Raw genomic sequence first — 12,604 nt, 5'->3', positions numbered from 1 at the left:
GCCTGTTCGATCTCGACCGGCACCTGCGCGATGCTGGCGCGCAAGCTCACCAGCGCGCGCGGCAGAAACATCACCACATAGGCAAGCACGATGGTGGCAACGCTCTGGTAGAGCGGCAGCATGGCCCGCACGGTGATCGTCACCAGCGCCAGCGCCACGACGACGCCCGGCATCGAGCTCGCGAGATAATAGCAGCCTTCGAGGAACCGGCTGGCACGGGTCGGCCGGCGCACGGAAAGCCAGGCAATCGGCACGGCGGCGGCGGTCGTGGCGATCCCGCCGATCAGGCAGATGACCAGCGTCTGCCACAGTGCCAGCCCAACCTCGTCGATCCGCCACACACCTGCACCGCCGGCAATCAGCCAGCGACCAAGGGTCAGCACCGGGATGCCGAGCGCAAACGCGGCGGTGACCGCAGGCACGAGCAAGGCAGCGTATTTCCACTTGCCGAGCCTTGCGACCTTCGGCCGCCGAGCGACGCCGGACCCGAGCCGCGCATACCGGCTGCGGCCGCGCAACGAGGCTTCAAGGCCGAGCAGCACGAAACAGCAGAGCACCAGCACCAGCGCCAGCATGTAGGCGGCAACGCCGTTATAGGTGGACTGGAACTGGTCGATGATCGCGGTCGTGAACGTGTCGAAGCGGATCATCGCGAAGAGGCCGTATTCGGCCAGCAGATGCAGGCCGACCAGCAGCGCCCCGCCGCAAAGGGCAAGCCGCAGCTGCGGCAGCACGACGCGCCGGAAAACGGCGAAAGGCGCCAGCCCGAGCGATGCCGCCTGGTCCTCAAGCGCCGGGTCGAGCAGCCGGAAGGCGGCCGAAAGCGGAAGATAGAGAAACGGAAAATAGGCGACGACCGAGATCGCCACGCCGGCGGGAAGGCCGTTGAAACCGGGCCACATTCCGATCCAGGCATAGGAATGCACGAAGGCCGGCACGGCAAGCGGCGTGACGCAGAGCCAGGACCAGAAACGCGCGCCCGGCAGGTCGCTGCGCTCGGTCAGCCAGGCGAGCGAAACGCCAAGCACGGCGCAGATCGGAATGGTGAAGACGACGAGCAGGACGGTATTGGCCAGCAGCTCGCCGACCCGCGAGCGGAAGATCAGCTGCGAGGCCATCTCCCAGCCGGTCACCGCCGCCGCCCACAACACGAAGCCGAGCGGCAGGAGCGCCAGCAAAGCCACCACGACCGCGATCGTCAGCGTCCAGAACGATGCCGCCGGCAGGCGGTGTCGCGGCGCGATGGAGATCCGGGTATCTGTGGTGGAAGTCATTGACGGTCCGAAAATACGAGACATCGCAGGTACGCCCTGCGATGTCTCCATGCAACTGTTATCGACCGCTTTTAGAGCAGGCCGGCGGCGGTCATCATGTCGGTGACCTTTGCGTTGTTGAGGGTCGAGGGCTCGACCTTCGGGGCCTGTAGGTCGGCGATCGGGGTCAGCATCTTGTTGGAAGCCTCGCCCTTGCCGACGGCATATTCAAAGGAGGTGCCATCGCGCAGGACCTTCTGGCCGCCCTTGCCGGTAACCCACTTCAGGAAGGCCTGGGCCTGTTCCTTGTGTTTCGAGGAGGCGAGGACGCCGCCGCCTGAGATCGACACGAAAGCGCCCGGATCCTGGTTCTTGAAATAATGCATGCCGACGTTCTTGGTGTTTTCGCCGGTCTTCGCCACGTCGCCGAAATAGTAGTAGTGATAGATCAGCGCGCCTTCGAACTGGCCGGCATTGACTGCCTTCATCGCCGTCGAATTGCCGCGGATCGGGGTCGCATTTTCCTTCATACCCTTCAGCCAGGCAGCGGTCGCTTCCTCGCCCTTGAGCTGCAGCAGCGCGCCGACGATCGCCTGGAAATCGGCGCCCGACGGAGAAGCCGTCCAGCGGCCCTTCCATTCCGGCTTGGCAAGGTCGAGCATCGACTTCGGTAGCTTGTCTTCCGTCAGCTTGGTCTTGTCATAGGCAAAAACCGTCGAGCGGGCAGCGATGCCGACCCAGTTGCCGTTGGCCGGATGGAAGCCCGGCAGAACCTGGTCGAGCGTCGCCTTGTCGATCGGTGCGAACAGGCCCTTGCCGTCCACCAGCGCCATGGCCGGCGAGTTTTCGGTGAGGAACACGTCGGCCGGCGAATTGGCGCCTTCCTGCACGATCTGGTTGGCGATTTCGAGGTCGCCGCCCTGGCGGATGGTAACGACGATGCCGGTCTCTTCCGTGAAGGCCTGCGCCCATTCCTTGGTCAGCCCCTCGTGCTGGGCATTATAGATGGTCAGGCTATCCTTGACCTGCGCCGAAGCCGGCGAGGAAAGAGCGAGAACAGAAACAGCCAGGGCAACGCCCGCAGCCAAGGTGAACGAAGTTTTCAAGATCGCCTCCGCAAGAGAGTCAGGAATTTGACGAGGCCGTCATAACCAAAGCAGAGATTTGTGGTCAAGTTTATTTCGAGAGGCCACATAACAAAAACGTGATTTACGTTTGAAATACAAACAGATACAGGGCCGGAAGCGAATTGGTCGCAGCACCAGCCCTTGGAACGCAATTGCACTTGGGCGGAAATACCGCCGCCAGCATGATCGCAATGTTCCGGCACGCATGCAAGTTGGTGACTTGCCGCATGCACGGCAATGCCGATTTCCGCGTAGGCGCACGAATCAGCTATGGCTAATTCGAACACATCGGGAACGGGCATGGCTGTTGCTTATCTGGAAAAGCTGAATGACGCGCAGCGGCGCGCGGTGGAGCACGGCTCGGACGTCCCCAAGGGCGGCCCGGCCGGGCCTTTGCTGGTCATCGCCGGTGCCGGTTCCGGCAAGACCAACACGCTCGCCCACCGCGTCGCGCACCTGATCGTCTCGGGCGCCGATCCGCGACGCATCCTGCTGATGACCTTTTCCCGCCGCGCCGCTTCCGAAATGAGCCGCCGCGTCGAGCGCATCTGCGCGCAGGTTCTGGGCGCCAATGCCGGCATCATGACCGACGCGCTCTCCTGGGCCGGCACCTTCCACGGCATCGGCGCCCGCCTGCTGCGCCTCTACGCCGAACAGATCGGCCTCGACCACGACTTCACCATCCACGACCGGGAAGATTCCGCCGACCTGATGAACCTCGTGCGTCACGAACTCGGCTTCTCGAAGACCGAGAACCGGTTTCCGACCAAAGGCACCTGCCTGCAGATCTACTCCCGAGCGGTGAATTCGGAAACGCCTCTGGACGAGGTGCTGAAACTCTATTTCCCCTGGTGCTCCGCCTGGGAAAAGCAGCTGCGCGAACTGTTCGCCTCCTATGTCGAGGCCAAGCAGGCCCAGAACGTGCTGGATTACGATGACCTCCTGCTCTACTGGGCGCAGATGATGAGCGAGCCGGCGATTGCGCAGGATGTCGGCGGCCGTTTCGACCACGTCCTCGTCGACGAATACCAGGACACCAACCGGCTGCAATCGTCGATCCTGATGGCGATGAAACCCGGCGGTATCGGCCTCACCGTCGTCGGCGACGATGCGCAGTCGATCTATTCCTTCCGCGCAGCGACGATCCGCAACATCCTCGATTTCCCGAACACGTTCGATCCGCCGGCCAACATCGTCACGCTCGACCGCAATTACCGCTCGACCAATACGATTCTGGCCGCCGCCAACGGCGTCATCGATCTCGCCCGCGAGCGTTTTACCAAGAACCTCTGGACCGAGCGCCAGTCGGAAGAGCGCCCCCGCCTCGTTGCCGTCAAGGACGAGGCCGAACAGGCCAATTACATCGTCGAAAAGATCCTCGAAAACCGCGAAACCGGCATGACTTTGAAACAGCAGGCGGTGCTGTTCCGCTCCTCCCATCATTCCGGCCCGCTGGAAGTCGAGCTCACCCGCCGCAACATCCCATTTGTGAAATTCGGCGGCCTGAAATTCCTCGACAGCGCCCATGTCAAGGACATGCTGGCGGCGCTGCGCTTCGCCCAGAACCCGCGCGACCGGGTCGCCGGTTTCCGGCTGATGCAGCTCATCCCCGGCATCGGTCCGCAGACGGCCGGAAAGATCCTCGATGTGATCGCCACCGACCCCGAACCGCTCGCAGCCCTCCAGGAAATCCCCGCTCCGCCACGTTCCGGTGCCGACTGGCCGGCCTTCGTCGACATGCTCGCCGCCGTCCGCAAAGGCCAGGGCTGGCCGTCCGAAATCGGCCTCGCCCGTCTCTGGTACGAACCGCATCTCATTCGAATTCACGAGGACGCCGAAACCCGCAAGGCCGACCTTTTGCAGCTCGAGCAGATCGCCTCTGGCTATACCTCCCGTGAACGCTTCCTTACCGAACTGACGCTCGATCCGCCGGATGCGACCAGCGCCGAATCCGGCACGCCTCTGCTCGACGAGGATTATCTGATCCTCTCGACCATCCATTCGTCGAAGGGTCAGGAATGGCGCTCGGTCTTTCTTCTGAACTGCGTCGACGGCTGCATCCCCTCCGACCTCGGCGTCGGCTCGACCGCCGAGGTCGAGGAGGAACGCCGCCTCCTCTACGTCGCGATGACGCGGGCCAAGGACCACCTGCATCTGATGACGCCGCAGCGTTTCTTCGTGCACGGCCAGGCGTCGCAAGGCGACCGCCATGTCTATGCCGCCCGCACCCGCTTCATCCCGGCGACGCTGCTGCAATTCTTCGAAACCGCCGCCTGGCCGGTCGCCGCCCAGATGACCGACGCCGAACGGCAGGCCCGCCACCAGGTCCGCATCGACGTCACCGCCCGCATGCGCGGCATGTGGCGGTAACAAAACTGTCCTAAGACTCGCCAGCAATCTGCCCCGGAACCGGACGAATTCTTATGGAAAAAATCGCAGTCTTCGACGGGCATAACGATGCGGTCCAGTTCATGCTGGACTATAAGCCTGCGGGTCGGGACTTCCTCATCCGGTCGGAGACCGGCCATCTCGATCTTCCCCGCGCGATCGAAGGGCACCTGGTCGGCGGATTGTTTGCGCTGCATGCCTATCCGGAGCGCAAGCCGGAAAACGATCTGACGGTCACCAATGATGGTTACGAGGTTCGTTATGCCGACGCCCTGGAGGAGGGTTATGCCCGCCGGCTGATCGACGCCCAGCTTGCCGCCATCAATCTGTTGATCCGCCGCTCAAGTGGCCGGATGCGCCTCGCGACCAATGTCGGCAGCATCGAGACCGCCCGGGCGGAATCCGCCTTCGCGGTCGTTCTTCATATGGAAGGCGCCGAGGCGATCGGTCCCGATCTCGACTATCTCCATATCCTCCATACGGCGGGTCTCCGCTCCCTCGGCCTGGTCTGGAGCCGCCCCAATATCTTCGGCTACGGCGTTCCATTCGCCTTTCCAAGGTCTCCCGACACCGGTCCCGGCCTAACGGATATTGGCAAGGAACTAGTGAGAGCCTGTAATGCCCTCGGCATCATGATCGACCTTGCGCATCTGAACGAACGGGGCTTCTGGGATGTGGCGGCCTTGAGCACCGCTCCCCTCGTCGCCACGCATGCCTGTGCCCATGCACTCTGCCCCTCCACCCGTAATCTCACCGATCGGCAGCTTGACGCCATCCGCGATACAGACGGGGTCATCGGCTTCAACCTCGCCGTCTACGATATCCGTGCCGATGCACATCTGGACGAAAACACCCCTCTCGACACCGTTGTCTCCCACATCGGATATCTGATCGACCGCGTTGGCGTGGACCGCGTGGCGCTCGGGTCGGACTTCGACGGCACAGTCGTTCCACGCGAGATCGGGGATGCAAGCGGCCTGCCGCATCTCTTCGCTGCCATGCGCAAAGCCGGTTTCGACGAGCCGACCTTGAGAAAATTCGCCTTCGACAACTGGCTCCGCGTCTTCCGCCTCACTTGGAAGAACGGCTGAACAGCCGTATCCCGCCAAACCTGTCCCCCCACCTGTCGCATTGACTCCACCGGAGCCGGATGGGAAACAACCGGCATCGTTCAGACGGGAGGGGATGAATGGCCAGCCGTAAAATCGTTCTGGTGCAGGGTGCCTGGGGTTCGAGCGCGAGCTGGACGCCGGTTGCCGATATTCTGCGGGGCATGGGCCACCAGGTCTTCGTGCCGAGCCTCACCGGGCTCGGCGAACGCACACACCTCTTCTCGGGCGCCATCAATCTCGACACCCATATCGGCGATGTCTGCGGCCTTGTCGAAGCGGAAGGCCTGGAGGAGTTCGACCTCGTCGGCCATTCCTACGGCGGCATGGTGATCACAGGGGTCGCCGATCGTTTCGCGGCCCGCATCCACACGCTGACCTATCTCGACGCTTTCCTGCCGGAAAACGGCCAGTCGGCTCTCGATCTGCTCGGCCCGGAAGTGGCGATGGCCAACCTCGCCATGGCTGGCGAACTCGGCGGCGTCGCGGTGCCGCCTCCTGCCCGTCACGCGACCCGCGTGCCGGAACATCTGCGCCACTACATGACCAGCCGCTCACCGCAACCGTTCGCGACGATGATCCAGAAGATCAAACTGTCGGGTGACCATCAGAAGATCACGAAAAGACTTTACGTCTCAGCCAATATCGACCAGTCGAAAATCTTTTCCGGCATCTACGCCAGGGTTGGCGCCGATTCGTCCTGGGCATCCATGGAGGTGCCGAGCGGCCACATGCTGCAGCTCGAAATGCCGGAACAAGTCGCCCGCATCATCCACGATTTCATCGGCTGACTTTTCGCCACTCAGTCCGACGAGACGAAAGCGGCGACGGAAACAACCGCCGCCGCACCCGATATCACTTTGCGATCGGCTTGATCGACAGCAGGATGTCGACCAGTTCCTTCTGATGCTTTTCCTCGTCGCCTTTGGTTCCCCAATAGGTGACGACAAGACCCTCGGTCGGCGATGTCTGGATCAGTGCAAGCCCGACGCTCACCGGGCCGTTCTCGTCCTTGCCGTCCCAGTCGAGCGTGGTCATCTGCATGCCGTTGAACTCCTCGACCGGAGTTTCCTTCATCGTCTTGGGATCGACGGTGACGCCAGCCTCCTTCAGGAAATCGATGGCGTCGGATACCGTCTTGTCCATCGACTTCAGTTCCGCAACATCGGCGGAGAGATAGACGGCGCTGTCCTTGGACGTGGCATCGACGCCGGTCTCGGTTTCCTTCGGGTTCCAGCTATCGGGGATATTGATGCTGGCGATCGGGGCGTCGCTCGGGAATTTGAGTGTTTTCGCCTGGGCCAGCGCGGGAGCGGCCAGGACGAGCATGCCAATGAGAAGAGCTTTTTTCATCTGGGAATCCTAGAAAGATGGGAACCGCAGATGCTTTAACCGGCGGCAAAAACCATTTAGCACGCAGCCCTTTAAGAATGGGTGGAGCAAACGCTCAAAAGCCGGCGATCCGGCCAAACTCGCGTTAGGGTTTGCCACCTCCCCTTCCGCCATCGCTGGCAGGCACCTGCTGATCCATGCCAAACCGCAAGATCGGTCGAGCGCGTCATATTTGAAAGGGCGTAGATGCTGTCGCCACGGAGGAAGACTATGAAGGCGCCACTTGAAAACTACCATGCCCGAATGCAGCGGGTGCTGGACCATATCGACCAGCACCTGGACGATGATCTGGGCCTGGACGTGTTGAGCGGCGTCGCGGCGTTCTCGAAATACCATTTCCACCGGCAGTTCGCGTCCACCTTCGGGGTGTCCGTGCATCGCTATGTCCAGCTTGCGCGTTTGAAGCATGCTTCGCACCGGCTGGCTTCGAAGGACGCTCCAAGCGTCACGGACGTAGCGATGGATGCCGGTTACGATGCACCCGACGCCTTTGCCCGCGCCTTTCGGCAAAGGCTTGGCCAATCGCCTTCATCATTCCGGAAGTCGCCCGACTGGGCACCGTGGCTTGCGGCCTTCGGGCCTTTGAACAATGCGAGGAGCAAGCTCATGCAGATTACCTATACCAACGACGACGTGACTATCCGCGATGTCCCCCCGACGCCGGTGGCGATCATGGAGCATCGGGGCGACCGGGCAACACTCGGCGACACCATCCAGCGCTTCATTGCCTGGCGCAAGGCGGCCGGCTTATCGCCTGAGACGAGCCCGACCTTCAACGTCTTCCGTTCTGAGAGAACGCCTGCGATCCCGGCCGATTATAGCATGGACCTGTGTGTCGGGACTGACCTGCCAATTGCGACCGATGACGCACAGATGAAACCAGGCGTGATTCCGGGCGGGCGCTGTGCGGTCCTGCGCGTCTTCCACGATACCCACAATTTAGAACCCGCCGCGCTCTTTCTTTATCGGGATTGGCTTCCAGCCAGTGGGGAGGACGCACGCGACTTTCCCATCTATTGCCAGCGGCACTTCTCCCTCTTCCCGGGCGCGCAGGTCCATGATGTCGTCGTGGAACTGTTCCTGCCGCTGAAATAGTAGCGCTGGACGGCGGCCTGGTCTTCCGATCGTCAAAGCGGACAGGCCGCCGTTCACCCTCTCTCATTTGGCATAAGAGTTCGCGACCTAGCTCGGGCTCCGCCCGCCACCGCGCCGTTCCAGAAGCTCTATCTGGATCTGCTGCATCTCCGCCAGACGCTCCCATTGATGGGCCATCTGGTGGTCGATCTTTTCGTGCAGCTGGCGGATTTCCAGTTCGGCCCGCAGGTTGATCATGTAGTCGTTTTCGGAACGCAGCCGGTCCTTCTCTTCCTGCCGCCGCTGGCTCATCATGATGACCGGTGCCTGCAGCGCCGCAAGGCAGGAGAGCACCAGGTTGAGCAGGATGAACGGATAGGGATCGAACGGGACTGCGAACAGGCCGACGACGTTCACCGCCATCCAAACGCAGAGCACCCCGAGGAAGCTCAGGATGAACGTCCAGGAACCGCCGAAGGACGCGACCTTGTCGGCCACCCGCTCGCCGAAGGTGGGGTTGCGCTCGAGCAGGTTGACGGCGCTCGTCTGCACCGTCGAGGCGCCCTTTTCAAAACTGTCGAGCACGCGCTTGTCGAGGTCGGAAAGCTCGCCGCGTTCCTCGTCGAGCAGCTTTTCCACATAACGGCGGCGATAACGGCCGAGATCCTCGTCGCAGATATAGCTGTCGGCGGTGCAGCTTGGAACTTCCTCTGCCACCATCGCGACGAGGTTCGGCCGCAGATACCCGGCCCTGTGCAGTCTCGATAACGGAAAGGTGCGACCGCAGACGACGCATTGCCCGGTATTGGTCGACGTCATATGCCTGCCCATGTCATGCCTCTACGCTGGTCTTTTCTGCATGCACCTGAAGCGGTGACAGGTGGAAGAGCCGCGGCGAGAATTTCTTCCGGAACTCTTCCGAACGGCCGATATAGATGAGCGTCACGCCTTCCAGACGGCTGAGCACGCCCAACAGCCGCTCCTGGGTTTCCGGTTCCAGGCCTTCCAGCACGTCGTCCATGATCAGCCAGTCCGGCTTGCGCAGCACCGCGTTGGCGATCGACAGCGACGCCTCCTCGTCCTTGTCGAGCAGCCGGTCCCAGCGCTCCACTTCGTCCAGCCGGTGCACGAGGCGGTCGAGCCCGACCCTCTCCAGGGCCTCGGCCAGCGCCTTGTCGTCGATGTTGCTCAGCCCGGCCGGATAGGTCATCACTTCGCGCAGCGTTGCCGTCGGCAGGTATCCGTCCTGCGGCATCAGGATCATGCTGCCCACCGGCGGCAGGCCGATTTCGCCGCGCCCCCAGGGCCAGATGCCGGCCAGCGCCTGGAAGAACAGATGCCGGTCGGCGCCCGGATCGCCGTTGATCATCACCCGCTCGCCCGGCTTGATGGCGCAATCGCCCTCCACCACGCGCACCCCGTGCCCGGCCGCGCCCTGCTCGGGCGCACCGTAGACCGTGACGCCGCAAACGCTGATACCTTCCCCCCGGGACGTCTGGTGATAGGCGATTACCCCGCCCTCCCCAGCCGGCGTATCCATGGTCAGCAGTGCGTGGCGAAAGGAGGAGACGCGGTTCAGCGTCGCCCGCCAGTCGGCGATGACGCTGAAATTGACAACGTACCAGCGAAGCGCCTGGTTGACCTGGTTGAAGGCCCCGACCGCCATCATCAGCCCGCCGAAGGAAAGTTCGCCGGAAAAATACATCGGCGACGCGATGATGATCGGCGCCACCAGCGCCAGCCAGCCGAACCCGGCCGAGACCCAGGTGAGGTTGGCGAGCGCCCAGGCGAGCTTGCGCAGCATGCCCAGCACGCCCTCGATCGCGAAATCCACCCGGAGGCGCTCGCTTGCCTCGCCGCGTGCGAGCGTGATCGGCTTCAGGTTCTCGTTCGCCCGCACCAGGGCCGCGCGCAGGTCCGCTTCGCGCGCATAACGCTCGGCGTTGAGCCGCGGCAAAAGGTTGCCGACGACGTTGCTGAGCACAGATCCCAACAGCGCATAAAGGATCGTCGTCCACACCATGTAACCGGGGATCGAAATGGTGCGGCTGCCGAAATGGAAGGCGAAATCCGACGAGATCGCCCAGAGCACGCCGATGAAGCTTGCGAGCAGGATCGTCGAGTTGACGAGCCCGATCGCCAGCGCCGTGGTGTTTTCCGCCAGGATGCGCGTGTCCTCGTGCAGCCGCTGGTCGGGATTGCTGGCGATCGCGCCTGCGCCGCCGAGCTTGAGCGCCCGGCCGGGCTTCAGCCAGACATCGGCGAGATCACGTGCCAGCCCCTCGCGCATCCGCATCGCGGTGATTTGGTTCAGCCACTGCTGGACGACGTTCAAGAGCGTCAGCGAGAAGGCGATAATGCCAAACACGACGAGCTGGTTCAGAAATTCCGGCATGTCGCGCCGTTCCAGCGCGTCGTAGAACGGCCCGTTCCACTCGTTCAGCCGGTATGTCGCATAGGTCGTCGCAAAGATGACGATGAGCAATGCCGAGATCAGCACCAGGACGCGATTGCGCACCGGCGCATTCCAGAATGCCTTGCCCATCATGCGGAGCTGGCCCCCCAGGGAAAGCTCGAAATTCTGCAGTGCCGTCTCCGGGGGCTGCGTCATCGTGTCCGAACTCCTTGCGACTGATCAACTCTCAACGGCGCCGCACCCTTACCACGGCAGGACGGCCTCTACAGATATGGGGAGCGAAGGTCGCCCGCGCGACCGCTGACGCTGTTTCCAATCGCCCCACTGATGGTTTTAAACGAGAAATCCTCAGATTTCCTTGAAGAGAATACCCTAATCGAAAAGATATTTCACCGGGATCGGCAAACCAGGTCCCGCAGACGCTGACGCGGCACCGCTTTAACCCGCCTTCCGGAAGGCTCGGCTGGAAACTGAAACGGAGTTCAGGCACGGGTCCTTGGCATTGGCGTAGACATAGCCGTCGGCTTTGTGAATGGGGCCGAAATCCAGGCCGTTTTCGGCGCTTCGCCGGCAGAACGCCTCGACATCTTCGACGTCGAAGACAAGTTTGACGATCGCCTGGCCGCTCCTTAGCCCCCGGCCGGCCGGATGCAGCATGATATTGACGCCGCCGTCCTGCGCTACCAGTTCGACGATCCTGTCGCCCGGCAGCCGCATCGGCCTGAAACCGAAATGCGTCTCGTAGAAAAGCGCTGTCGCCTCGACGTCCTTCGCATAGATCACCAGCCTGCCGAGCGGCACGATATCCTCCAAAGGTTTCCGACCACATCCCCAGAGTTACCCAACATCCCCATTTCCCGCTACAGCGCTTGTAAATTATTCTCATCCGTGTTAATGACCGACCAGTCAGTCATAGCTGAGAATATAGACGATGCCCGAGAGGAAAAGAGAGAAACGCGACCCTCAACAGCGGCGAGCCGATATCCTGGCCGCCGCCTTCGCCTGCTTTTCCGAGCGCGGGTTCGCCGCCACCCGGATGGAGGATGTCGCGGCCCGTGCCGGCATCGCCAAGGGCACCGTCTACCTGCATTTCCCGGACAAGGAGGCGCTGTTCACCGAACTCGTCTCCGGCATCGCCACGCCCATCCTCGGAGAGATCGAGGGGCTGGTAACCAACGAGGCGATCGCGCCGCGTTTCGCGGTGTCGATGTTCTACGCTCTTTTCAAACGCGAGGTGCTGGAGACCGACCGCCGCCATCTGCTGCGGCTGATCCTCGCCGAAGGTCCGATGTTTCCTTCCGTGACCGAATTTTACCACCGCGACATCATCTCCAAGGGTCTTGGTGTGCTGCGTATCCTCCTGAAACGGGCGGCCGCCCGCGGCGACCTGCGCAATCCAGCCATTGCCGACGTGCCGCAGATCGTCATCGCCCCGGCGCTGCTGTCGATCGTGTGGACGACGTTGTTCGAGGCTTATGAGCATCTCGACACCCAAAAACTGTTCGACGCTTTTCTCGAAACCCTGTTCGTGCCGGAAGGAGGAGCGAAGTGAAGCGTATCCTCATCATCGTTTTCTTGGCGGGCGCCGCCATTGCCGCCCTGCCCTTCCTCTTCGCCGATAAGCCGCCACGCCCCTACCAGGGTTGGGTCGAAGCAGATACGCTGTTCATCGGTGCCGAAAGTGCCGGCCGGCTCACTCAAGTCGATATCGCCGAAGGTGCCACGATCACAGCCGGCGCGCCGCTCTTCAGGCTAAACTCGTCCAGTGAAGAGGCCGCCGTCGCCGCGGCCCGCGCAGCGCTTGCCCGCTCACAGGCCGAACTGGATCTGGCGCATGCCGCCCAG

Annotated in this window: 11 protein-coding genes and 1 pseudogene; 6 read left to right on the top strand and 6 right to left on the bottom strand. The window is 62.5% G+C overall.

Annotated features, from left to right (window positions below; translation table 11 throughout):
- Positions 1 to 1,274, bottom strand: a 1,274-nt coding sequence (locus MOV61_RS23135) for an iron ABC transporter permease (RefSeq protein WP_247138257.1), incomplete at its 3' end; no start/stop codon positions are given.
- Positions 1,275 to 1,345: 71 nt separating this feature from the next.
- Positions 1,346 to 2,359, bottom strand: a complete 1,014-nt coding sequence (locus MOV61_RS23130; RefSeq protein ID WP_247038355.1) for an iron ABC transporter substrate-binding protein — start codon at positions 2,357 to 2,359, stop codon at positions 1,346 to 1,348.
- A gap of 321 nt (positions 2,360 to 2,680) precedes the next feature.
- On the opposite strand from MOV61_RS23130, the gene MOV61_RS23125 reads away from it, so the two are divergent.
- From MOV61_RS23125 to MOV61_RS23115, 3 genes are all read left to right on the top strand, one after another.
- Positions 2,681 to 4,750, top strand: coding sequence for an ATP-dependent helicase (locus MOV61_RS23125; RefSeq protein WP_247138256.1), 2,070 nt, complete (start codon positions 2,681 to 2,683; stop codon positions 4,748 to 4,750).
- A gap of 53 nt (positions 4,751 to 4,803) precedes the next feature.
- Positions 4,804 to 5,859, top strand: coding sequence for a dipeptidase (locus tag MOV61_RS23120; protein WP_247138255.1), 1,056 nt, complete (start codon positions 4,804 to 4,806; stop codon positions 5,857 to 5,859).
- A gap of 98 nt (positions 5,860 to 5,957) precedes the next feature.
- The gene (locus MOV61_RS23115; protein WP_247138254.1) at positions 5,958 to 6,668 is read left to right on the top strand and encodes an alpha/beta fold hydrolase; all 711 of its coding nucleotides are present in this window, start codon (positions 5,958 to 5,960) and stop codon (positions 6,666 to 6,668) included.
- A 64-nt stretch (positions 6,669 to 6,732) separates the two neighbouring features.
- Here MOV61_RS23115 and MOV61_RS23110 read toward each other — a convergent pair whose 3' ends face one another.
- Positions 6,733 to 7,230 carry a hypothetical protein gene (locus MOV61_RS23110; protein WP_038545163.1) on the bottom strand — a complete coding sequence of 166 codons (498 nt, stop codon included), beginning with the start codon at positions 7,228 to 7,230 and terminating at the stop codon, positions 6,733 to 6,735.
- Positions 7,231 to 7,479: 249 nt separating this feature from the next.
- On the opposite strand from MOV61_RS23110, the gene MOV61_RS23105 reads away from it, so the two are divergent.
- Complete coding sequence (locus MOV61_RS23105; protein WP_247138253.1) at positions 7,480 to 8,364, top strand: GyrI-like domain-containing protein; 885 nt, start codon at positions 7,480 to 7,482, stop codon at positions 8,362 to 8,364.
- 87 nt (positions 8,365 to 8,451) lie between these two features.
- Here the strand turns inward: MOV61_RS23105 and MOV61_RS23100 are convergent, their stop codons facing one another.
- The 3 genes from MOV61_RS23100 to MOV61_RS23090 all read right to left on the bottom strand — a co-directional run bounded on the left by MOV61_RS23100 (position 8,452) and on the right by MOV61_RS23090 (position 11,560).
- Positions 8,452 to 9,174, bottom strand: coding sequence for a DUF1003 domain-containing protein (locus MOV61_RS23100; protein WP_247138252.1), 723 nt, complete (start codon positions 9,172 to 9,174; stop codon positions 8,452 to 8,454).
- Position 9,175: 1 nt separating this feature from the next.
- Positions 9,176 to 10,954 carry an ABC transporter ATP-binding protein/permease gene (locus MOV61_RS23095; protein WP_247138251.1) on the bottom strand — a complete coding sequence of 593 codons (1,779 nt, stop codon included), beginning with the start codon at positions 10,952 to 10,954 and terminating at the stop codon, positions 9,176 to 9,178.
- 243 nt (positions 10,955 to 11,197) lie between these two features.
- Positions 11,198 to 11,560 carry a VOC family protein gene (locus tag MOV61_RS23090; RefSeq protein WP_247138250.1) on the bottom strand — a complete coding sequence of 121 codons (363 nt, stop codon included), beginning with the start codon at positions 11,558 to 11,560 and terminating at the stop codon, positions 11,198 to 11,200.
- Positions 11,561 to 11,690: 130 nt separating this feature from the next.
- Here MOV61_RS23090 and MOV61_RS23085 point away from each other — a divergent pair, with 130 nt between their 5' ends.
- Both MOV61_RS23085 and MOV61_RS23080 read left to right on the top strand, forming a co-directional pair.
- Positions 11,691 to 12,311: a TetR/AcrR family transcriptional regulator gene (locus tag MOV61_RS23085; RefSeq protein WP_247138249.1), complete on the top strand. Its 621-nt coding sequence runs from the start codon at positions 11,691 to 11,693 to the stop codon at positions 12,309 to 12,311.
- Positions 12,308 to 12,604 (top strand): annotated as a pseudogene (locus tag MOV61_RS23080) (multidrug transporter); the annotation flags it as partial. The gene MOV61_RS23085 and the pseudogene MOV61_RS23080, both read left to right, overlap by 4 nt.

Source organism: Neorhizobium sp. BETTINA12A (assembly GCF_023006485.1).
In the GTDB taxonomy this organism is placed as follows: domain Bacteria; phylum Pseudomonadota; class Alphaproteobacteria; order Rhizobiales; family Rhizobiaceae; genus Neorhizobium.
The sequence above is the reverse complement of the archived record's forward strand: the minus strand, read 5'-3'. Positions and strand labels throughout refer to the sequence as shown.